This window comes from Haemophilus sp. THUN1690, from assembly GCF_059704375.1.
In genome coordinates, this window is record NZ_AP046582.1 from 1,304,419 (window position 1) to 1,327,525 (window position 23,107).

A 23,107-nucleotide genomic window follows, 5' to 3' on the forward strand; every position below is an offset into this window, starting at 1 on the left:
ATTTGATTTATTTTCGTGTAAGAATCAAAAATCGACAATCATAGTGATTTTGTTCATCCGCCTTACGATATTCGTCAAATTCAATTTCCCACTCATCCCAATTCACTTGAGGGAAAAAAGTATCACCATCTAGTTCTGCCTGAATTTGAGTAAGGTATAACTTATCTGCTTGTGGCAAATATTGTTTGAATAACTCTCCCCCACCAATCAACATAATTTCATCAAAATCTCTGACAAAATCGACCGCACTTTCAAGGCTATCTTTCCATACCACGCCTTCTCGTTCAAAGGGCTGACGAGAAAGTACAATATTAATGCGTTTAGGTAGCGGGCGACCAATACTTTCAAACGTTTTACGTCCCATGATAACAGGTTTGCCAGTGGTGTTCTGACGAAACCACGCTAAATCTGCAGGCAAGTGCCAAGGCATTTGGTTATCTTTACCAATCACGCTATTTAATGTCGTCGCCACAATTAAACTAAATGTCATAAATCCCCCTAAAATTTGCTGTTACTATACCTGATATTAGGTGATTTTTCATTGATTTAGTGATAACGTTAATGCCAATTTTAAGAAATTTGGAAACGACTATGAATAAAAAAACAATCGTAGTGAAATTTGGTACAAGTACCCTAACACAGGGGTCGCCAAAACTGAATTCACCGCACATGATGGAAATCGTTCGTCAAATTGCGCAATTGCATAATGATGGATTTCGTATAGTGATCGTTACTTCTGGCGCTATTGCAGCGGGTCGCCATTATCTGAATCATCCTCAATTACCCCCTACTATTGCATCAAAGCAACTGCTTGCAGCGGTTGGCCAGAGCCAATTAATTCAGGCTTGGGAAAAATTATTTGCTATTTATGATATTCATATCGGACAACTTTTATTAACTCGTGCCGATATTGAAGATCGTGAACGTTTTTTAAATGCGCGAGATACTTTACACGCACTTTTAGATAATCACATAATTCCTGTAATTAATGAAAATGATGCGGTGGCGACCGCAGAAATTAAAGTTGGCGATAATGACAATTTATCTGCATTAGTCGCTATTCTTGTTCAAGCGGAACAACTTTATTTATTGACTGATCAACAAGGTTTATTTGATAGTGATCCGCGTAAAAATCCTGGAGCAAAATTAATTCCAGTTGTAGAACAAATCACGGAGCACATTCGCTCAATCGCAGGTGGCAGTGGGACTAATCTTGGCACTGGAGGAATGATGACAAAAATCATTGCTGCCGATGTTGCAACTCGCTCTGGAATTGAAACAATTATTGCACCAGGTAATCGCCCAAATGTGATCGCTGATCTTGCTTATGAACAAAATATTGGTACAAAATTTATTGCCCATCAATCTGATCGATTAGAAAGTCGCAAACAATGGCTTTTCGCTGCGCCATCTGCAGGCATCATCACTGTTGATGAAGGGGCCCAAAACGCCATTCTTGAACAAAATAAATCCTTATTACCCGCTGGCATTGTTAACGTGGAAGGACGTTTTTCGCGTGGTGAAGTAGTCAAAATACGCACTCAATCGGGTAAAGACATTGCGCTAGGTATGCCACGCTATAACAGCGATGCCTTACAATTAATTAGGGGCCGAAAATCAGCAGACATTGAAAATGTTTTAGGCTATGAATACGGTGCGGTGGCAATGCATCGTGATGATATGATTATTTTGTAATAATCCTTAATAAAAAAATCCCAACTAATTGCACCGCACTTTTAGTTGGGATTTTTTTATTTCAATGATTGAGATTTTACGTATCAAGATAACTCAACAATGTTAGATTAGCATTATATACCAATCACAACGCAATCTGCCACACTTTTGGCTTTACTTTGCGCTTGCACTGCTGCATCTCGGCTAGCGAAGCCACCTACACGAACACGGTTCCATTCACCATTAACTTGAACTTGTGCATTTAACCCACTCATTGATAAACGTCCTTGCAAATTTTCAGCTTGCGCTCTATTTTTGAAAGCGCCACATTGCAAACCAAATTTTTTACCACCATTCGGATTATCTGCAGTTTTAGGTTGCTCAATTTTTTTAGCCGTCTCAATTTTTGGCAGTTCTTGTTTTTTAACCGGTTCAGATTTTACAATTTCTGTTTTTACTGCTTCAGGCTTTTTCTCTTGCTCTATTTTTGGCGTAGCTTGAACTTGTTGATCTTTCGCCGTTTCTACCGCACGTTGTTGCTCCGCTAATTTACGAGCTTCCTCCGCAGCTTGTTGTTCTTTTTCCATTTGCACTAGAACTTGGCGTTGTTCTTCGGTTAAGCGCATATTTTGCTCTACGCTTGTAGGTTTATTATCAACAGGAACAGTTCGAGTTTCTAATGCTTTGATATAACTCCAAACTTCCTCTGGGCGATTAGGTAAGACACTTTTAGGTTGCGTTTTTTCTTGTTGTGTCGCAGCCTGTTGCACTACAGCTTCGCTATTTTTATTTTTCAACAAATAAAGCCCTACGCCAAAAGCCAACACAATGACTAAAGCGAGGATAATCAGAATATTCTTATTCTTTTTTGTTTTTTTCTTATTATTTGAACCGCGACGTGCGGCAAAATCTCGGTGAGCCACAATAAATTCCTAAATTTTAAGTAATATTTTAATAATTCAACAAAACTTGCTAAGTTTACTGAAAAATAGGCTTTAAATAAAGACTAACATCAATAGATTATCTTGTATAAACACAAAATAAAAATACCGCACTTATTAGATAAGCGCGGTATTTTTTCACAATATTTTGAGAAAATTATTTCTCGTCTTTGAATCCTGACTCAACGCCACTCATATCTGGTAGTTGGTGTGCAATACCTTTGTGACAGTCGATACAAGTTTTACCTTCAGTCTTCATTTTTTCATGCATACGTGCAGCCACAGAACGTTGATCGTTAAAGTTCATACGATCTACTTTATGACAGTTACGGCATTCTTTAGAATCGTTAGCTTTCATTCGAGCCCATTCGTTTTCAGCCATTTCTAAACGATGTGCGTTGAATTTTTCTAAGGTATCCACTTTTCCAGTATAGTGAGCAAATACCTCTTTCGCCGCAACAATTTTACGTTTCATTTTAGCGCCAAATTCATGCGGCACATGGCAATCTGGACAACTTGCGCCTACACCTGTACGAGTTTGATAATGCACGCTATGCAAATATTCTGGATAAGCATCTTGAGTATGACAACTCGCACAGAACTGCTCAGTGTTAGTTTTCTCTAGACCATAGTTAAAACCAACCCAAGAAAGAATACCACCAATAGCTGATAAGATAATAATTGTACCTATCGCCATACGGCTTGGTTTTCTAAACCATTGCCAGAAACGCTTTAAGATATTTGGTTTTTTCTCAGACATATAGACCTCTTAAATTAGTTTCCGTAACCTTTCATCGGTTTGAAATCATTTGGAACAATTGGATCTACGTTTGATTGAGAAACGTGACATTGTAAACAGAAATAACGACGTGGTGATGAGCTTGACCCCACTTTACCATCACGATCCATAAAGTGAGTTGGGCTGATTCGAGTTGCACCACTCAAACGAGAATTTTCTGGACTGTGGCAATTTAAACATTGGTTCGCATTTTTTGTCACTTGATAATTTGCAACACTATGTGGAACCATTGGAGGTTGGTTTACATAGTTTAATGCTGGTAATTCACCTTGACGCGGTGCATTATGAAATGCTGGAGCAATATTTTCTGCCGCTTGAGTTAAATCTTTTCCCACTGCTGGTGCATCAGATGCCATTAGTGAGCCAGCAAAAAGCGCGGTAAATAATCCCGCTAAAATTTTAGATACCTGTTTAGTCATATTAATCACTCCCCTGAATGATCGAATCTGGTCGAAAATTTAAAAACTTTTTCAGCGCAAACGTCAATACAACGTCCGCAGCTGATGCAATCTTTGGAAAGCACAAGTAGGCTTTCGTCTTTTTTTCCATGTAAAGGTGAACGTAACACTTGGGCTTCGGGACAAACATTGTAACAATCCATACAATTATCGCATTTTGCACGATCAATCACTTTGATACGGATTAAACTTTTTGCACCAATCACACCATAAGCAGCACCAATTGGGCAAAGGTGTCCACACCAACCATGTTCTGCAATCAATAAATCAAAAAGAAAAATAACAAGCAATAGCCAGCCTGTGGCACCAAAGCCAAATATAAAGGCACGGCCAAGTGCAGCCACTGGATTAACCCACTCCCAAAGCAACATTCCGCTTACGCAACTGCCTAGCAAAATAAGCGCAAGGATACCATAACGTAAACCGCGCGAAATTTTCGCCGTTTGGCGAATGCCTAACTTACGGCGTAGCCATGCTGCACAGTCAGTCACAACATTTAGCGGACATACCCAACCACAAAATACTTTACTACCAAGCACTGCGTAAAATAACACAATAATTGCTGCACCAATCAAGGTGAGAGCATCAGGTAAATGTCTTGCAGCCAAGCTTTCTGCTGTAATTAAAGGGTCGCTTAATGGAATAGTATCAAGCAATAAGCTTCCACTATAATTGCCTTTTAAAATCCACACGCCAAAATAAGGACCACTTAAAAACATCGTAAGAATACTAAATTGGCTTAGTCGACGCCAAAACAAAAAGCGGTTTGCATACCACCAGCCCCATTTTTCTCGCGACTCTTTACCTGCAAATTTGGGTGTATTTGCCATTATTTGCCACTCCCTAAAATAGGTGCAAGCACGGGTTCCGCCGGTTCAGGAATTACAGTGGTTCCTTCTGGCGTGCGAGTCGGTAACGAAATCATATCTTTAGGCGCAAGAGAATGGCCAGCTTTCGCTTTTTCTTCCCAGCCCAAACGATAATGTTTACCTAACATACCTTTTGCAAGATCCATTGGTAAAACCTTAATCGCAGCTTCTTCTAACACACAAGCTTGCTCACATTTCCCACATCCGGTACAGGCATCAGAATGTACTGTTGGAATAAATAACGCATGCTTATCAGAACGTTGATTATGTTGTTTTTCCAATGTAATCGCTTTATCGATTAATGGACAAACCCGATAACAAACATCACAACGTAATCCTTGCCAGTTCAAGCAAGTTTCGTGGTCTAACAGTACTGATAGCCCCATACGCGACTCATTAATATTTGTCGCATTTCGATCAAGCGCGCCAGTTGGACAAGCATGAGCACAAGGAATGTCAGGGCACATTTCGCAAGGTTTATCACGCGCAATAAAATACGGTGTTCCCGCTTCTACTGGCGATAATAAAGATGCTAAATGAAGCATATCATAAGGACAGGCTTGAACACATTGTCCACAACGAATACAAGCGGCAGAAAACGCTTTCGTATCTTGCAAAGCAAACGGCGGGCGTAATGGCACACCTTCACGAGCAAGGCTTTGATTTTGCTGCAATCCCAACAAAATCCCAACGCCAGCTAAACCACCCGCAGTACGGGTTGCTTCTTTGAGAAATTTTCTACGTTCAGGATTGACTGCTGGTTTCTTCATTTTCTTTTTAGATTTTAACCGCACTTTCATCTTCCTCTTTTATTGATAAGGTAAAATAAAGTGCGGTTGGTTTTTACATGATTTTTACGCAGCCTTTTCCACTTTTACCGCACATTTTTTGAAGTCGGTTTCTTTTGAGATAGGGTCTGTCGCATCTAACGTTAAGTTATTTGCCAGCTGACCAGCATCAAAGAAAGTGGTGAATACTAAGCCACGAGGCGGTTTATTACGTCCGCGAGTATCTAAGTAAGAAATCATTTCACCTCGACGGGATGAAATCTTAATTTTATCGCCATGGCGTAAACCACGAGCTTCAGCATCCAATGGGTGCATCCAAACAAGGTTGTTCGGCATAGCACGATGTAATTCAGGCACACGACGAGTCATAGTACCAGTATGCCAATGCTCTAGAACACGACCAGTAGATAACCACAAGTCATATTCTTTATCTGGAGACTCAGCTGCTGGCTCATAAGGCACTGCAAGAATAATCGCTTTCTTGTCTGGATAACCGTAGAATGCCACACCTTCACCTTCTTTAACGAATGGATCGTAGCCTTCACGATAACGCCATAAGGTTTCTTTACCTTCGACAACTGGCCAGCGTAAACCACGCGCTTTGTGATACATGTCAAATGGAGCCAAGTCATGACCATGACCGCGACCAAATTCAGCATATTCTTCGAATAAACCTTTGTGTACATAGTAACCGAAGTGTTCTGATTCGTCGTTTAATTGACCTTCAGCAAGTTCGCTTAATGGGAATTTATCTACTTGACCATTTTTGAAGAGAACATCATATAAAGTTTTACCTCTATATTCAGGCATTTGTGCAAGTAATTCTTCTGTCCACATTTCATCAGTCGTGAAGTATTTTGCAAACTCCATTAATTGCCATAAGTCTGATTTTGATTCACCTGGCGCTTTTACTTGTTGACGCCAAAATTGAGTACGACGTTCCGCATTACCGTAAGCACCTTCTTTTTCTACCCACATTGCAGTTGGAAGAATTAAGTCAGCAGAAAGTGCGGATACAGTTGGATAAGGATCGGATACAACAACGAAGTTGCCTTCTTTACGCCAGCCTGGTAAACGATCTTGATTAATGTTTGGACCAGCTTGCATATTGTTGTTACACATTTGCCATAGCACATTCATTTTACCATCGTTCATTGCACGATCTTGTGCAATTGTGTCCAAACCAACTTTTTCAGAAACCGTACCTTTTGGTAATTTCCAAATACGTTCCGCTGTTTCACGGTGTTTAGGATTAGTTACCACTAAGTCTGCCGGTAAACGATGAGGGAATGAACCAACTTCACGCGCTGTGCCACAAGCAGAAGGTTGACCTGTTAATGAGAATGGTCCACAACCTGGAAGTGAGATTTTCCCAGTTAATAAGTGGATATTATAAATTAGTTGGTTTGCCCACACACCACGAGTGTGTTGGTTGAAGCCCATTGTCCAGAAAGACACCACTTTTTTGCTTGGATCAGCATAAAGTTTTGCTAAAGTTTCAAGTTGAGTCTTATCCACACCAGACATTTCAGATACTTTTTCAAGTGTATATTCAGACACAATTTGTTTTAATTCTTCGAAAGAAGAATCATACATTTTGCCCGCAGTTTTACGGTTAGTATCTTTTTCTAATGGATTTTCAGGACGTAAACCGTAACCAATATTGGTTTCACCACGTTTGAATTTAGTGTGTTTGTTCACAAAATCGTGGTTTACAGCATTGTTCTGAATTAAATAATTGATGATGTAGTTCATGATCGCCAAATCGGTTTGTGGTGTAAATACCAAACCGTGATCAGCAAGTTCGAAACTACGATGCTCGTAAGTAGAAAGTACAGTTACACGAACATCAGGATTAGAAATACGGCGATCAGTAATACGAGACCACAAAATTGGGTGCATTTCCGCCATATTTGAGCCCCAAAGAACGAAAGCATCTGCATGTTCAATGTCGTTATAACAACCCATAGGTTCATCCATACCGAAGGTACGCATAAACGCAACTGCCGCCGATGCCATACAGTGACGTGCATTCGGGTCTACGTTGTTAGAACGGAAACCTGCTTTCCAAAGTTTGTTCTTCGCGTAGCCTTCCCAAATGGTAGACTGACCAGAACTGAACATACCTACTGCATTTTGACCGTTCTTTTTGAAAGCTTCTTTGAATTTTTCAGCCATTGTTTTGAACGCAAAATCCCAAGAAACAGGCGTAAAATCGCCGTTCTTATCAAATTTTCCGTTTGTCATACGTAAAAGTGGCTGAGTTACACGGTCTTTACCGTACATAATTTTCGGTAAGAAGTAACCTTTAATACAGTTTAAACCACGGTTTACTTCTGCATCTGGATCGCCTTGAGATGCCACAACACGTCCATCTTTAGTACCCACTAATACTGCACAACCGGTACCACAGAAACGACATACTGCTTTGTCCCATTTAATTTCGGATTCAGCCGCAACCACATTTTTGACTGGGATGGTTAGCCCCGCAGCCGTTGCCGCAGCTACAGCTGCGTTGGCTTTCATAAAGTCTCGACGACTTAAACTCATCGCGTTTCCCCCACGTTAAACACTGATTTATTATTAAATGTAAACTTTTTTACACACCTATAAGGCATTAGCCTTACGATAAGAGAAAAAACTTTTCCTTTATCTTTTAAGTATTTCCCTTGCTTACAAGAGAATAAAGGTATTGTTATAGTAATTTATTTCTTCTGCTCGTCTTGCTCGTGATACACCAATGACACATTAATAACACCATCAATGTCTTTCACGCTTTCCATATTATCTAGCAGAATATGTTGATCATGCGATTGCATCACTACGACCATCTTTCCAAATTTTTCATCAAAAGTTGGAATTTCAGTATGCTCAATCGCTAAAAGTGCGGTTCGAATTGCCGCAAATTTTTCCGGATTACCTTGAACAATTAGCCCAACAACATGCCAATCTTTTGCGCTTTCCAGAGATAAATTTGTATTACTCATTTTGTTTTAGATAACTAATTTTAATCGCATTCACCAGACACCCCTGTAAACAAGCCCCACAGCCGTTACAAACATCCGTATTCACTAAAGGCTGCGCCACTCCACCCATTTGCAGACGAAAACTAATTGCTCTCATCGGGCAACTGTCTTGGCAAGAACGGCACTCAATGCGATGTTGGCTTAAACAAGCCATGCCAATTTCGATTTTGTGTAACCAAGGTTTTTCATCACGAGAATGAAAAATAGGTTGTTTACACACATCTACGCATTTTCCACAAAAAGTACATTCGCCATTATCAAAACGAACTTCTGGAAAGCCTCCATCGCCTTTCACCAAAATATTGGTTTCACAAACAGAAAGACAATCGCCACAGCGAGTACATTGCTCCACAAAAATAGAATTTTCCATAGCCCAAGGTGGGCGAATTCCATCAAAGCCTTGTTTTTGCTCATTTTCTGAATGTAAAGACGTTAAGAATTTACCTCGTAAAAACTGTCTGCGGGGTAAGTTTTCAACGGTCATCGAGCGTGCCTTTTGTGAATAAATAAACAAATGCTTTTTTAAGGTGTAGAATTATGCGACGCAACAGCTACAATATAAACTACCTAAAATGGGTAGATCGTTAAATTATTGAGCTTTATTTGTGATAGATCAAAAAATCTAAAGCGTGGTGAATTTCGCTAATATTTTTAATAAAACAGCACCGCGATTTATGCCATGCTGTTTTTAAATCAAATTACTCTGCTTTTGCTGGATATTCCCACCAAATATCAAATAATTCGCTTACTTCAATTTGTTGCAAACCATTTGTTTCTAACCATTTTTTCACAGTTTCACGGTGGCTTTCATCACATTTACCAATTTTTTCTAGGCAAACTAAACCTTCCCAATGTAAATACCCGCTACCTTCGTAAGCTAGACCATTTGGTTGAATCACTTCGTTAATAAAACGATCAACGATTTCATCTACAGTTTCAATCGCAGTACCTTCTGCAAACTGGAAATTTACAAGAAAACCAAGTTCTTGGAATTCAGCAAGGTGAAGTTTTTTGCGTTGACGTTGATTGTAAGATTTAGACATGGTATTTCTCCTATTAAGGTCGTATTCATATCAGTATTCTATATTAAATTCGTGAATTTGGCATCGGATTTCTCCAACATCAATCTTCACCCAAAAGTTAATTTGCCCAAAATAGGCTTATTTCTTCACAAAGTATAAATCCCAAACACCATGACCAAGTCTGTGACCTCTGGCTTCAAATTTAGTTAAAGGTCTAAAATCTGGTCTTGGAATATAATCACCATTTTTCGAAGTGTTCACTAAATCTGTGTTTGCACTTAATACTTCTAGCATTTGCTCAGCATAATTTTCCCAGTCTGTCGCCATATGGATAAAACCATTTTCAGCTAATTTTTGCACAACTTGTGCCACAAAGTGTGGTTGAACAATACGACGTTTATGATGTTTTGCTTTATGCCAAGGATCTGGGAAAAATAGCTGCAAACCGCCAAGCGCACCATCTGCGATACTGTCACGTAAAATTTCCGTGGCATCATGACAAATCACACGTAAATTCGTTACGCCTTTTTCCACTGCATAAGCAATACAAGCACCAACGCCAGGAGTATGAACTTCAATGCCAAGGTAATTTTTGTCAGGATTAGCAAAAGCCATATCCACAAGCGATTTTCCCATTCCAAAGCCAATTTCTAATACAACTGGATTATCGTTACCATAAATCTTCGCAAAATCAAAAGGTTCCGTTTGATAATCTAAACCAAGTGTTCCCCAGTTATCATTCATCATGTTTTTCTGAAATTCGCTCAAACGACCTGTGCGGAGCACAAAACTACGGACTTTGCGTTTATAGCGGCCATCTTCGGTAAATTCTGCGGTTTCAACGGTTTTACGTTTTTGATCAGCAAAAGTTTGTGTCATAAAAATCTTATTCGTGAAAAAAATTGGCGGCGATTATACACGTTTTTCTCGTATAATAGGGCAAATTTTTTCCCAAGGTTGATTATGAAAATTGTTCGAGTGGCACTGGCTGTGCCGCTTCTTCACTTATTTGATTATCTCGTCCCCGATGATGTTTTATTACAAATCGGCATGCGCGTTCTTGTGCCTTTTGGTACGCAAAAACGCGTAGCGATTGTGGCTGGTTTTCCGACAAAATCGGACGTGCCTGAGGATAAGCTCAAAGCCATTCTTCAACCATTGGATTTAGCACCACTCTTTACCCCCGTTTATTGGGATTGGCTGCATTGGGCAGCAAATTATTATCAAGCGGGATTAGGCGATGTGTTATTTCAAGCCTTGCCTGTGAAATTGCGTAACGGCGAAAGTGCGGTGAAAAATGACCGCACTTTTTGGCGAATTACGGATGCGGGGAAAAATGCGCTTGAACAAGGCCTGTTAAAACGCTCGAAAAAGCAAGTTGAAGCCCTACAATGCTTATCTGAAACCGATCTTGAAAAAGGCAATAATGATTTTTCCTCTGCGATTTGGTCAGCCTTAAAAGCCAAAGGGTTTATTGAGGAAATTACTGTCCAAACAAAGCCCCTAAGCTGGCAACAAAGCTTAGGCGATAACCCAATTGTCAATGCTGAAAATCGTTTAACCTTAAATAAGCAGCAAGCCTTGGCATTTAGTCAATTGATCTTTCATTCTGGTTTCAACGTATGGCTGCTCGATGGAGTGACTGGTTCTGGAAAAACAGAAATTTATCTGCAGTATATTGAAGAAATTTTAAAATCGGGTAAGCAAGTATTAGTGCTTGTACCCGAAATCGGGTTAACACCACAAACGGTGCAACGTTTCAAAGCGCGTTTCAACGTAGAAATTGATGTTCTTCATTCTAATTTAACCGATACGCAACGGCTTTATGTATGGGATCGCGCCCGCTCTGGACAAAGTGCCATTGTGATTGGCACGAGATCGGCATTGTTCACGCAATTTTCTAATCTTGGTGCAATTATTTTGGACGAAGAACACGACGCGTCTTACAAACAGCAAGACAGTTGGCGTTATCACGCGCGAGACTTGGCGATTGTACTGGCTCAAAAACTAAATATTGCCGTATTAATGGGCTCCGCCACGCCAAGTTTAGAAAGTATTAATAATGTACAAAACGGCAAATACCAACATTTAGTTTTATCAAAAAGAGCGGGGAATTCTACCGCACTTCGTCATTTCGTTGTTGATTTGAAAAATCAAAACATACAAAACGGGCTTTCAAAACCCTTATTAGAACGGATGAAAGCTCACCTCGAAAAAGGCAATCAAGTGTTGCTTTTCTTAAATCGTCGTGGCTTTGCGCCCGTATTGCTTTGCCATGAATGTGGTTGGATCGCACAATGCCCGCATTGTGAAAAACCTTATACCTATCATCAGCATCAAAATGTATTGCGTTGTCATCATTGTGGTGCTCAAAAAACAATTCCTCGACAATGTGGTGATTGTGGCTCGACTCATTTAGTCACTACAGGTCTCGGCACAGAACAATTAGAAGAAACCTTGAAAACGCTATTTCCTAATTATTCTGTGGCTCGAATCGACCGCGATAGCACTGCGCGTAAAGGGAAATTGGAAGGTTATTTAGAAGATATTCAACAAGGCAAAAGCCAAATTTTGATTGGCACACAAATGCTGGCGAAAGGACATCATTTTCCGAATGTTACTCTCGTTGCCTTAGTGAATGTAGATAGTGCATTATTTTCACTGGATTTTCGTGCAGAAGAACGTTTAGCTCAACTTTATATTCAAGTTGCTGGTCGAGCTGGACGTGCCGATAAACAAGGTGAGGTGGTGCTACAAACACATTATCCTGATCACCCTTTGCTTACCACGTTATTAGCGAATGGCTACCAAGCTTTTGCAAAAGAAACCTTACAATTACGTCATTCAATAGGATTGCCGCCTTTCACTTTTCAGGCGTTATTCAAAGCACAGGCTCGACATTCTGATCTTGCAGAAAATTGCTTAAGCCAGATTGCAGATTTTTTTCAATCAAAGCAAATTACAGGATTACAAATGCTTGGTCCAATGCCTGCGCCGTTCAGCAAAAAAGCGGGGCAATATCGCTGGCAGTTATTATTGCAACATCCGTCAAGAATGACGTTGCAAAAAGCATTGAGAGAATATCAACAAGCCGAACTTGAAAAAAACAGCCAAGTGCGGTTAATTTTGGATGTTGATCCGCAAGACTTATCATAAAAAATGCGGTGAATTTCACCGCACTTTCTCTATAAAATCTATTTGAAATCTTCGACATCACCCAATAGACAGGCATATTTCGCCGTATTGTGACTGGACTCCAAGGCAATTTTTAATGCCATCGTCAGAGGAACAGACAGCAGCATTCCCACTGTTCCCAGTAACCATCCCCAAAACAATAATGAAAGGAACACCACTAAGGTTGAAAGCCCTAATCGCTCGCCCATCATTTTAGGCTCAATAATGTTACCGACAACCATATTGATTGCAATAACACCGATTGCCACGCCAAAGCCAATTCCAAAACCGTTCAGTAATAAGGCTTGAACAATAATCGGAATAGCCGCAATGATAGAACCAATATTGGGAATATAATTCAGCAAGAAACTTAAGGTTGCCCACAAAATGGCATATTGAACCCCACAGGCTTCCAATAAAATAAAAATACCAATGCCAGTAAGTAAGCTGGTGATACTTTTGATGCCGAGATAACCAATTACGCCTTGTAAAACGCGATCAATATGGCGTTCTTCTTTGGCTGCATCATGAGGGGTGGAACTAATCACCATAGCAAATTTATGTTTCATCGTTGGTGCTTCAGCAAGCATAAAAATCACGACTAATACCAAAACAAACATATTACTCACCACACCAGAAAAATTCAGCAATACTCGGCTCACAAAATTCATAATGATGCTTGGGTCAAAATTTTCTTGGATGGTTTCACGTGAAAGCGTAAAAGGCAGATTGAAACGTTGCAACAATCCAGTTAAATCACTCACGCGTTGTGAAAGCAAAACTTTATATTGTGGAATGGATTGAGTAAATTCTCTTGCAGTGCTGTTAATCAGCCCGACTAAGAAGAAAAACACCAAAGAAATCAAGACGAAAAGCAAAGTAATGGCTAACCAATGAGGAATTCGGCGTTGCGTCATTGCCTTAATCATCGGCGAGCAAATTATCGCGATAAATAGCGATAGTAAGAATGGCACCACGATTTCTGCCGCCAATTTTACGCCAGCTAAGATAATAATCACCGAAGCAATGCCAAGCAAAGTGCGGTGTAAATTTAAATTATTTTGCACTAAATCGCATCCTCGTTTTCTTCGCCCGTGCGAATGCGGATCGCTCGCTCAACATTATAAACAAAAATTTTTCCGTCACCGATTTTGCCTGTTTGTGCCGTTTCAATAATAGCTTCAATACATTGATCCACAAGCTCATCGGGAACTACCACTTCCAATTTCACTTTCGGCAGAAAATCCACCATATATTCCGCACCACGATAAAGTTCTGTATGACCTTTTTGGCGACCAAATCCGCGTACTTCCGTGATTGTCATACCTGAAATACCAATATCTGAAAGACTTTCGCGCACATCGTCTAATTTAAACGGTTTAATCATTGCTTCGATTTTTTTCATGCTATTTCTCCAGATTTTCACGTCTTGCAGATTTAGGACGGAAACTTTCAATGATTTCAGGCTTGGTATCAATATATAAGCCGTTAATCAGTTGCAAACAATAAGGCACCGCGCTGAAAATGCCTTTTACAAGCACATTTCCCTCTTTATCTTTCACGCCTTCCAAGGTTTCTTTAATCGCTTTAGGCTGTCCCGGAAGATTTAAAATCAGGCTTTCCTTACGAATCACCCCCACTTGGCGCGATAAAATTGCGGTAGGCACAAAATGCAAACTAACTTGGCGCATTTGTTCGCCAAAACCTGGCATTTCTCGATCAGAGACTGCAAGAGTAGCATCAGGCGTTACATCGCGTTTTGCTGGCCCTGTCCCACCGGTTGTCAGCACTAAATGGCAACCTTGTTCATCCACCAGCTCTTTTAATGTTTGTTCAATAACTGGCTGCTCATCGGGGATTAATCTTGTTTCCAAATGGAAAGGATAGACAAGCGCTTGTTCTAACCAAGCCTGTAATTCTGGAATACCTTGATCTTGATATACGCCTGCTGATGCGCGATCTGAAACAGACACCAGACCAATTTTTAAAAGTGCGGTCATATTTTTCCTTATTTTTATAAATGATTTTGATGTGATTGAATAAATCAAAAATGCGGTAAAAACTTACCGCACTTTTGGAGGACTAGAAGAATAAAATCCCGCCCCAAACGATACCGACAATACAAAGGGCAATAAATACAGATGCAGAACCTTGATCTTTCGCACGCCCTGAAAGTTCATGGCGCTCTGTACCAATGCGATCAACTACAGCTTCCACCGCACTGTTTAAAAGTTCTAACGCCATCACAAACAAAACAGAAGAAATCATCAAGATAATTTCAATTTTTGTTTCTCCTAAAAAGAAAGCAAGAGGAATTAAAATGCAGGCTAAAAAACATTCGTGGCGAAAGGCCGTTTCATTTTTAAACGCACTTTTTAAGCCTTGTAATGAATATTTAGTGGAATTGATTAAATGGGTTAGCCCCGTCGTTTTATACATAAATTTTCCTATTTTTATAAACGTTTCGCTTCGATAACATCATCTAATTTTGCTAATCGAGCCAATATTTTACTTAAACTTTCAACATTATGGAGTTCAATTTCCATATCAATGGTAGCAAGCTGTTTTTTGGTATCAGCACGGCTTGACACTCCTAACACGCTAATTTTTTCATTTGCCAGAACCGTCGTAATATCCCGCAATAAACCATTGCGATCGCCTGCCACAATACGGATATTAATATGGAAACCACTTGCGTAATTTTCGCCCCAAATTGATTCCACCACGCGTTCTGGATGGGCCGCTTGCAAATCTAAGAATTGTTCACAATCCGCTCGGTGAATAGAAATACCACGCCCCATTGTGATATAACCAACAATCGCATCACCAGGAATAGGCTGGCAGCAACGTGCAATATGATGCATAAGATTGCCCACACCTTCCACAATCACATAGCCATTTTTTTTCTCAGATTTCTGCTGAGAATTTACCGCACTTTTGTTCGCAACATGGCGTAAAATTTCTTGGTCAGCCTCTTCAGCAGTCACTTTAATCAATTTACTTTGCAAGAAATTGATTAAGTTATTTAAACGAATATCTCCGCTGCCAATGCCCGCATAAAGATCGTCCAAATTTTTCAAGTTATAGCGTGGTAACGCATAAGGTTCCACTTGCTTAATATTTAAATTTAAACGCGCTAATTCATTATCGAGTAATTCTTTACCCGCTGGAATATTTTTATCACGATCTTGTTTTTTAAACCACGCTTGAATTTTGGCTCGAGATTTTGCAGTGTGAGTAAATCCTAAATTTGGGTTTAGCCAGTCACGGCTCGGGTTCGGATTTTTCTGAGTAATAATATCGATTTGATCACCCATTTGTAGCTGATAGGTGAATGGCACAATACGTCCAGCTACTTTTGCTCCGATGCAGCGATGACCAATTTCACTATGAATTGCATAAGCAAAATCTAATGGTGTTGAGCCTGTTGGCAAATCCACCACTTCTCCTTTTGGCGTAAACACATATACACGATCGTCAAACACTTGGCTACGCAACTCTGCCATCACCTCGCCAGAATCCGTAATATCATCTTGCCAAGCTAACAATTTGCGCAACCATGCAATTTTTTCTTCGTAAGCAGACATGCTGCCTGTATTGCCTTCTTTATATTTCCAGTGAGCCGCCACACCTAACTCTGCATCATCATGCATTTGTTGGGTTCGAATTTGCACTTCAATTGGCTTGCCGCCTTTACCTAAAACAACAGTATGAATAGATTGATAACCGTTCGGTTTCGGGTTCGCAACATAATCGTCAAATTCTTTGGGTAAGTGTTTAAATTGAGTATGAACAATCCCTAGTGCGGTATAACAATCTTGTAATTTTTGCACGATAATTCTGACCGCTCTTACATCATATAAACCGCTAAACTCAAGATGCTTTTTCTGCATTTTGCGCCAAATGCTATAAATATGTTTCGGACGACCATAGACTTCCACTTGCTCGATATTTTCACGTAAATAACCGCTCAACTCAGTTACGAAATCAGCAATGTAATGTTCACGATCAAGACGACGTTCCTGCAATAATTTAGCAATAGCGCGATATTGTTCAGGATGGAGATAACGGAAGCAGTAATCCTCTAACTCCCATTTCAACTGACCAATCCCAAGACGATTGGCAAGAGGAGCATAAATATTAGAACATTCTTTGGCAGCAAGGACTTTGTCTTCCTCTGCGCAACGATGCTCTGCATCACGCAAGAAAGTAATACGTTCGGCAAGTTTAATGATTACACAGCGGAAATCGTCCACCATCGCCAACAACATACGGCGAACATTATCTACTTGTAAGGCATTAGCTGAGTGACTAGCATTAAGTTGACGGATGTTATCCATCTCCAACACACCTTTAAGTAATTTAGTGATTTTCGCACCAAATTTTTCTTTTAGGCTTTCCCAATCGGTTAATTTATTTGCAACGATAGGAAACAACATTGCAGTCAGTAATGTTTCCGCATCCATATTAAGTTCGTGCAAAATTTCTACCATTTCCACGCCAGATTGGAGCATCAAGGTAGCATTCTTCATTTCATCGGGATGGGTGCTCATTAAGTCATGTGCGTAATACCACGCATCGATCAAACTTTTTTCTGTTTGTTCTGCCAGTTTTAAGCCTGCACACCATTGTTCAATCACAAAATCCTGCGGATTTAACAAATGAGAACCACGAACAGCAACCATAACACCCCCTTGTTGATGAAGAGCAAGCAACTTCCTGTCGCTTTTATTTTGGGTGGATATTGTACCGAATAACCGAGTTATTTTGTAGTGAATAACGTTATCGATTCCAAATGCCCCGTATGAGGGAACATATCTATCACCGCACTTTTTTCAATCTTGTAGCCAAAATCACGTAAAATTTCCGCATCACGTACTAATGTTGCGGGATTACAAGACACATATAAAATTTTCTCTGCTTTCAACTCGCACAACGCATTTAACGCGAAAGCTGCACCACTGCGTGGAGGATCAAGCAAAATTTTATTGAACGACTGACGAGCCCAAGGTTGTTCAATAAAGGATTGGTCAAGATCCGCTTGGAAAAATTCAATATTCTTGATTTGGTTTCTTGCGGCATTTTGCGCCGCTTTTTGTACCATATCAAAAACGCCTTCAATTCCTACCGCACTTTTCACGCGTTTGGCGAGAGGAAGCGTAAAATTTCCCATGCCGCAAAATAAATCTAACACGCAATCCTGTTGGTTCAATTCAAGCCAATCCAAGGCTGTATTGACCATGCGTTCATTTAATGAACGATTTACTTGGATAAAATCACGAATATCAAAATGTAATTTTATGCCATCAGAAAATTGATAATAAGGTGCATCGCCATAGTTTTGTTCAATGCCTTCATCACTTTGTAAAAACAGCATTAACTTTTCTTGTTCAGCAAATTTAAGCAATAAAGTGCGGTCAATTTCCGAAAGGTTTTTGGTATAACGTAACAACATTGCGACGCCATTATCGGCCGCCACAAGTTCAATATGCCCAAGCTGTTTTGGTGCAGAGAATTGTTCTAAAAGTGCGGTTAATTTAGGCAGTAAATAATTAATTGCAGGTTCTGCCACTTCACAAGATTGAACGGTAACTAAATCATTGGTATTTTTCTGACGAAAGCCCATGTCGATTTGTTTTGTGTTTGGGTTAAACCATAAACTCAAACGCACACGACGACGATATGCCCAAGCATCGCCACAAATCATAGGTTGAAATGAAATCGGCTCTGACTGTAATTTACTTAATCGTTTAAACAATGCAGATTCTTTCGCTTTTCTCTGCATTTCAATAGGAATATGTTGCCCTTGGCAACCACCACAACGCATAAAATGAACACATTTTGGTGCTAAACGTTCAGGACTTTTTATTAGCCATTTTTTTGCCGTAGCATGCCCATATTGGCATTTATCCTCCAGAATACGACATTCCACTTTTTCGTGCGGAAGTGCATTTTCAATAAACCAAGTTTTACCATTAATTTTCGCTACGCCTAAACCTTGATAATCTAAATCAAGAATATCAGCCGTAATGGTTTGAACATTTTTTGTTTTTTGCTTTGGGGTATAAAGAAGAACCATTATTTTAGAAGTAAAATATTTTGAGTGAATAATTCTCGGCTTTTTAGCGGTTTATCGCCAAGATAAGGTTTCAGTGCAATACGAGTAAAACGTTTTGCCGCTTGACGTACCGCCTCATCGGAAAAATCAAGGGCTTCAAAGGCTAACAAATCTCTTCCATAAAAGGTGAGATTATCTTTCACTAAGGATGCAATGAAACCTTTTTCCTCACGATAACGATATGTCATTGAGAAATCCACTGGCTCGCCAGATCCTGCACAATGCAGAAAATCCACGCCGTAACCGAGAATTTGTAAAAGTTGAAATTCAAAAAGACGTAAAGTTGGCTCAACGTTGGTTTCTGTTGCTAAGCCCGTTAAGCATTTTAAATAATGTTGAAACAGCGAAAGATTCGGCGTTTCAGGCTCAATGACACGAGTCAATAACTCATTCACATAAAAACCGCTATAAAGTGCGGTTTGTTGTAAAGGAAGTGTAATTGCGGCGGGTTCAGCTTTAGTAAGGGTTTTCAATGAACTTTTTCCCGTCCAACGCAACAATAAAGGTGTGAAAGGTTGCAAAACCGACTTCCAAGATGAACGCTTTGCTCGTGCGCCCTTGGCGATCACGGTTAGGCGACCACTTTCTTCAGTAAACAAATCGACTAAAAGACTCGTTTCACTATAAGGGCGACGATGAAGAATAAAGCCTCGCTGGAGTTCGGTTTGCACAATTAATTACCGGATAAACGCTCTACGGGTTGTAATACACATTGTTCTGCTAAAACTTCACCTAAATTAGTTTTTAGCACACTGAAATCATCGCGCTCTTGCCACGCCCAACGAATATTGCCGTAATTTTTACCGCGCTCAGAAATCATTAATGTCAATTTTTCTGACATAGAATTGAAAGTCACCGTAATGTGATGCAATGATTTTTTACGTTTTTTTTGGGTGGAATGAACCACACGAACTTGCTTATCATCTTTACACAAATAAACTTTAGCCTCACCTTTTTGCAAAGCTTTATCTACTTTTTCCACCTGCATCTTTTGCGGCTCTGGCTTCTTTGGTAAACCATTTTGAGCACAACCGCTCAAGCAAAGTGCGGTTAAAATTAGAAACATTTTTTTAAACATAGAATCCTACTTGCAAAAGAAAAATGGGCGATTGCTCGCCCTAAAAATTATTTTTTATATTCATAAGAACCATCAGACTGACGAACAAATCGCGTACCGTTAGATAAACGCATTTCATTTACTCGCCCTTGACTGTTTACGGATACCGCAACTTTATCACCCGGTTTAAAGCTACTTAAAACATTGCCCGTTCCAGCTGCTTTACTCATTGCATTAACATCCGAAATATTAAGTTGATTGTCACGGAATACTTGCATAAGAGAAACGCCTTTAGGCACAGTTAATGTTTTCGCCGATGTAGTTGGTGCAGCGGATTTTGTTGCAGGTTTTGCATCAACAATTTGAACTTTAGCTTCTTTTTTAACTTGAACCGGTTTGGCTTCAACAATTGGTGCTTTTCCTGCTGTTTTAGCGACGGTTTGTTCAGTTGCTTTTGCTGGTACATGTGCTTTTTCAGCAACCTTCACTTCTTTTTTTGCGATATCTTTATGCGCAACTTGTTGTTCTACTACTTTTTTCACCGGTGGAACTGGTGCTACAACAGTTGGCGCTTTTGGCTGTTCCACTTGAGCTTGTTGAGCTTGAGTTTGTGATTGCTCAGGTTGAGCTGCTTGCATAGGTTTAGCTGAAGCTGAATCCATTGTATTTGAGGTTTGAACTGGAGCTTGAGCCATATTTTGTGACGCAACCATGTTTTGTGGCTCAGCTACGTTTTCTGCAGGTTGATTTTGAGCGGTCGCACTATTAGCCGATTCATCTGCTTTTGGCGCATTTTCAGGTTGGTTAGCTTGCTCTGCCGCCATCTGATTTTGTGCAGGAGGATTATCTAAAATCGTGGTTTCAACTGGTTGATTTTGATCTAAAGATTGGAACTGCACTGGGATTTCATTGCTGTTAGATTGAGTGAAAGACTCAACGGTGTCAGAACTTGGTTTTAATGCAAAGAAAATAATTAATAAAATGACCAACGCCAAAATAGCCATAAATAAACGGCGATGTTTTGTTGGTAATACTTGCAACACTTTCCATTTTTCTGGTTGGCTTAAAGTACGTTTTTCCGCTTGCTCAACAGTTTCTTCGGCAATAGTTTCAGTTTTAATTTCCTCTTCAACAGCAGATATTGTCTCTTCTGCAGATACAATCTGAATAACAGGCTCTTGTTCTGTTCTCAATGTTTCGCTAGAAATAAAAGGCGCGCTTTCTTGAGCAGAAGTATGCCCAAAAGTGGGTTCTTTACGCTCATGAAAATTTGTTTCTACATGATCTTTTTTAGCAAATAAACCTTTTGCTTTATCAAAAATTGACTCGCTAGGTTGCACCACTTTCTTTGGTGTAATTGGTTCAACTTGATTAAGACCTAAATCTAATTCATCTTGAGATGATTGTTCATTTTGATTTTTATTCATAGAATCCACTGGATTACTCCTGATACTTGTTGTTATTCATGTTAATTAGCCGCGGAAGTGCGGCGAAAAAATTACGCGATATTTTATCGGATCTTATTCCGCGTATAAAGTTTTATTTGGTTCGCCGGCAATTTCTCGTGCGAGTTTGGGAACAAGATAGCCAGATGTAAGAGATTGCAAAGTTTTATAAATTTGCATAGCCTCGATATCACTAATCAGAAAATGGCTCGCTCCTTGCACTTTATCTAGCAAATGCAAGTAATAAGGCAAAATTCCTGTTTGAAAAAGTTTATCGCTCAATATTTTTAGAATTTGTGCATCATCATTCACACCTTTTAGCAAAACGGATTGATTCAAAAGCGTGACATTCACGGCTTTTAATTTTTGCATCGCATGAGCAAAAACTTGGTCAATTTCATTTGGGTGATTAATGTGTGTCACCATAACAGTTTGCAAACGAGTTTCTGCTAATAAGGTACAAAATTCATCAGTAATCCGTTGCGGAATCACGACAGGCAAACGAGTATGAATACGCAAACGCTGTAAGTGCGGTATGTTTTCCAAATGTTTTATTAACCACGCTAACTCATGATCTTTCGCCATTAAAGGATCGCCACCTGAAAAAATCACTTCTTCAATTTCAGGATGCACCGCAATGTAATCTAATGCCAGTTGCCAGCTTTTTTTATTTCCTGGGTTTTCGTCGTAAGGAAAATGTCGGCGGAAGCAATAACGACAATTCACCGCACAACCACCCTTCGCCATAAAGAGCAAACGGTTTTGATATTTATGCAGAATATTCGGCACCGCATTGGCATTTTTTTCTTCTAAGGGATCCGTACTAAATCCTTCGGCTTGTACAAACTCTAGATCAGAACACATCACTTGCAAGAAAAGGGGATCTTGCGGATTACCTTTTTCTATTTTATCAATAAAAGGTTGTGGTACGCGAAGCGAAAAAAGTTTCCGCGCAGCAATAGATTGCTCAAAATCATCTTCTGGTAAATTTAAGGCTTTTAGCAATAATTTAGGATCTGAAATCGCATTTTTTAGAATTGTGAGCCAATTTTGTTCTTCTCTAATGACGGGTTCTTGGGTTAAAATACGCACTTTTCAAACCATCTCTAATTTTTAGGATATTAAAAATATGGCTACATATACTACCAGTGATTTCAAACCAGGTCTAAAATTTATGCAAGACGGTGAACCTTGCGTAATCGTTGAAAATGAATTCGTAAAACCAGGTAAAGGTCAAGCCTTCACCCGTACTCGTATTCGTAAATTAATTTCAGGCAAAGTATTAGACGTAAACTTCAAATCTGGTACTTCGGTCGAAGCTGCTGATGTTATGGATCTTAACTTAACTTATTCATACAAAGACGATGCATTCTGGTATTTCATGCACCCAGAAACATTTGAACAATACTCTGCTGATGCAAAAGCTGTAGGTGATTCAGAAAAATGGTTATTAGACCAAGCAGATTGTATCGTGACTTTATGGAATGGTGCGCCAATTACTGTTACTCCACCAAACTTTGTTGAATTAGAAATCGTCGATACAGACCCAGGTCTTAAAGGCGATACAGCAGGTACTGGCGGTAAACCAGCAACATTAAGCACTGGCGCAGTAGTAAAAGTGCCTCTTTTCGTTCAAATCGGTGAAGTAATCAAAGTAGATACTCGTTCTGGCGAATACGTATCTCGCGTAAAATAATTGTTTAGATGACAAAAGTGCGGTTAATTTCTGCGATATA

The 23,107-nt window shown here is 39.7% G+C and carries 24 protein-coding genes; 3 read left to right on the top strand and 21 right to left on the bottom strand.

Annotated features, from left to right (window positions below):
- Positions 1–7 precede the first annotated feature (7 nt).
- Positions 8–490, bottom strand: a complete 483-nt coding sequence (gene folA / locus AC6H22_RS06115; RefSeq protein WP_118817190.1) for a type 3 dihydrofolate reductase — start codon at positions 488–490, stop codon at positions 8–10.
- A gap of 101 nt (positions 491–591) precedes the next feature.
- Between folA and proB the strand changes: the two genes are divergently transcribed.
- Complete coding sequence (proB, locus tag AC6H22_RS06120) at positions 592–1,695, top strand: glutamate 5-kinase (protein ID WP_118817191.1); 1,104 nt, start codon at positions 592–594, stop codon at positions 1,693–1,695.
- A 113-nt stretch (positions 1,696–1,808) separates the two neighbouring features.
- On the opposite strand, the gene ftsN is transcribed toward proB, so the two are convergent.
- The 10 genes from ftsN to trmB all read right to left on the bottom strand — a co-directional run bounded on the left by ftsN (position 1,809) and on the right by trmB (position 10,456).
- Complete coding sequence (gene ftsN, locus AC6H22_RS06125) at positions 1,809–2,597, bottom strand: cell division protein FtsN (RefSeq protein ID WP_118817192.1); 789 nt, start codon at positions 2,595–2,597, stop codon at positions 1,809–1,811.
- A gap of 175 nt (positions 2,598–2,772) precedes the next feature.
- The gene (locus AC6H22_RS06130) at positions 2,773–3,375 is read right to left on the bottom strand and encodes a cytochrome c3 family protein (protein WP_005632140.1); all 603 of its coding nucleotides are present in this window, start codon (positions 3,373–3,375) and stop codon (positions 2,773–2,775) included.
- Between the two features lie 14 nt (positions 3,376–3,389).
- Positions 3,390–3,833: a nitrate reductase cytochrome c-type subunit gene (locus AC6H22_RS06135; RefSeq protein ID WP_005636511.1), complete on the bottom strand. Its 444-nt coding sequence runs from the start codon at positions 3,831–3,833 to the stop codon at positions 3,390–3,392.
- Between the two features lie 5 nt (positions 3,834–3,838).
- Positions 3,839–4,702, bottom strand: a complete 864-nt coding sequence (gene napH, locus AC6H22_RS06140; RefSeq protein ID WP_118817193.1) for a quinol dehydrogenase ferredoxin subunit NapH — start codon at positions 4,700–4,702, stop codon at positions 3,839–3,841.
- A complete protein-coding gene (gene napG, locus AC6H22_RS06145) occupies positions 4,702–5,541 on the bottom strand; it encodes a ferredoxin-type protein NapG (protein WP_118817194.1) in 840 nt (279 codons plus the stop codon). Before napG ends, napH begins: the two co-directional genes overlap by 1 nt.
- A gap of 54 nt (positions 5,542–5,595) precedes the next feature.
- Positions 5,596–8,079 carry a nitrate reductase catalytic subunit NapA gene (gene napA, locus AC6H22_RS06150; RefSeq protein WP_118817195.1) on the bottom strand — a complete coding sequence of 828 codons (2,484 nt, stop codon included), beginning with the start codon at positions 8,077–8,079 and terminating at the stop codon, positions 5,596–5,598.
- A gap of 155 nt (positions 8,080–8,234) precedes the next feature.
- A complete protein-coding gene (locus AC6H22_RS06155) occupies positions 8,235–8,516 on the bottom strand; it encodes a chaperone NapD (protein ID WP_046952772.1) in 282 nt (93 codons plus the stop codon).
- On the bottom strand, positions 8,509–9,039 hold the full coding sequence (gene napF / locus AC6H22_RS06160; RefSeq protein ID WP_046952773.1) for a ferredoxin-type protein NapF: 531 nt from the start codon (positions 9,037–9,039) through the stop codon (positions 8,509–8,511). Before napF ends, AC6H22_RS06155 begins: the two co-directional genes overlap by 8 nt.
- A gap of 214 nt (positions 9,040–9,253) precedes the next feature.
- Entirely contained in the window at positions 9,254–9,598 is a 345-nt protein-coding gene (locus tag AC6H22_RS06165) for a YggL family protein (protein WP_005632159.1), read from the bottom strand.
- 117 nt (positions 9,599–9,715) lie between these two features.
- On the bottom strand, positions 9,716–10,456 hold the full coding sequence (gene trmB / locus AC6H22_RS06170; RefSeq protein WP_005627037.1) for a tRNA (guanosine(46)-N7)-methyltransferase TrmB: 741 nt from the start codon (positions 10,454–10,456) through the stop codon (positions 9,716–9,718).
- Between the two features lie 84 nt (positions 10,457–10,540).
- Between trmB and priA the strand changes: the two genes are divergently transcribed.
- Entirely contained in the window at positions 10,541–12,733 is a 2,193-nt protein-coding gene (gene priA, locus AC6H22_RS06175; protein WP_118817196.1) for a primosomal protein N', read from the top strand.
- A gap of 38 nt (positions 12,734–12,771) precedes the next feature.
- Here the strand turns inward: priA and AC6H22_RS06180 are convergent, their stop codons facing one another.
- The 10 genes from AC6H22_RS06180 to epmB all read right to left on the bottom strand — a co-directional run bounded on the left by AC6H22_RS06180 (position 12,772) and on the right by epmB (position 22,463).
- The gene (locus AC6H22_RS06180; RefSeq protein WP_118817197.1) at positions 12,772–13,818 is read right to left on the bottom strand and encodes an AI-2E family transporter; all 1,047 of its coding nucleotides are present in this window, start codon (positions 13,816–13,818) and stop codon (positions 12,772–12,774) included.
- Complete coding sequence (glnB, locus tag AC6H22_RS06185) at positions 13,818–14,156, bottom strand: nitrogen regulatory protein P-II (RefSeq protein ID WP_005627040.1); 339 nt, start codon at positions 14,154–14,156, stop codon at positions 13,818–13,820. Before glnB ends, AC6H22_RS06180 begins: the two co-directional genes overlap by 1 nt.
- Before the next feature lies 1 nt (position 14,157).
- Positions 14,158–14,751, bottom strand: a complete 594-nt coding sequence (gene mog / locus AC6H22_RS06190) for a molybdopterin adenylyltransferase (protein WP_118817198.1) — start codon at positions 14,749–14,751, stop codon at positions 14,158–14,160.
- An 82-nt stretch (positions 14,752–14,833) separates the two neighbouring features.
- Positions 14,834–15,190, bottom strand: a complete 357-nt coding sequence (locus AC6H22_RS06195) for a diacylglycerol kinase (RefSeq protein WP_118817199.1) — start codon at positions 15,188–15,190, stop codon at positions 14,834–14,836.
- A gap of 14 nt (positions 15,191–15,204) precedes the next feature.
- Positions 15,205–17,436: a GTP diphosphokinase gene (gene relA / locus AC6H22_RS06200; protein ID WP_118817200.1), complete on the bottom strand. Its 2,232-nt coding sequence runs from the start codon at positions 17,434–17,436 to the stop codon at positions 15,205–15,207.
- Between the two features lie 77 nt (positions 17,437–17,513).
- The gene (rlmD, locus tag AC6H22_RS06205; protein WP_118817201.1) at positions 17,514–18,830 is read right to left on the bottom strand and encodes a 23S rRNA (uracil(1939)-C(5))-methyltransferase RlmD; all 1,317 of its coding nucleotides are present in this window, start codon (positions 18,828–18,830) and stop codon (positions 17,514–17,516) included.
- Positions 18,830–19,540: a DNA repair protein RecO gene (recO, locus tag AC6H22_RS06210; protein WP_005627045.1), complete on the bottom strand. Its 711-nt coding sequence runs from the start codon at positions 19,538–19,540 to the stop codon at positions 18,830–18,832. Before recO ends, rlmD begins: the two co-directional genes overlap by 1 nt.
- A 2-nt stretch (positions 19,541–19,542) precedes the next feature.
- A complete protein-coding gene (locus tag AC6H22_RS06215; RefSeq protein WP_118817202.1) occupies positions 19,543–19,947 on the bottom strand; it encodes an Opacity-associated protein OapB in 405 nt (134 codons plus the stop codon).
- Positions 19,948–19,994: 47 nt separating this feature from the next.
- The gene (gene oapA, locus AC6H22_RS06220) at positions 19,995–21,362 is read right to left on the bottom strand and encodes an opacity-associated protein OapA (RefSeq protein WP_005627046.1); all 1,368 of its coding nucleotides are present in this window, start codon (positions 21,360–21,362) and stop codon (positions 19,995–19,997) included.
- 84 nt (positions 21,363–21,446) lie between these two features.
- On the bottom strand, positions 21,447–22,463 hold the full coding sequence (gene epmB, locus AC6H22_RS06225) for an EF-P beta-lysylation protein EpmB (RefSeq protein ID WP_005627047.1): 1,017 nt from the start codon (positions 22,461–22,463) through the stop codon (positions 21,447–21,449).
- Positions 22,464–22,500: 37 nt separating this feature from the next.
- Here epmB and efp point away from each other — a divergent pair, with 37 nt between their 5' ends.
- Complete coding sequence (gene efp / locus AC6H22_RS06230; RefSeq protein ID WP_005627049.1) at positions 22,501–23,067, top strand: elongation factor P; 567 nt, start codon at positions 22,501–22,503, stop codon at positions 23,065–23,067.
- Positions 23,068–23,107: the final 40 nt, after the last annotated feature.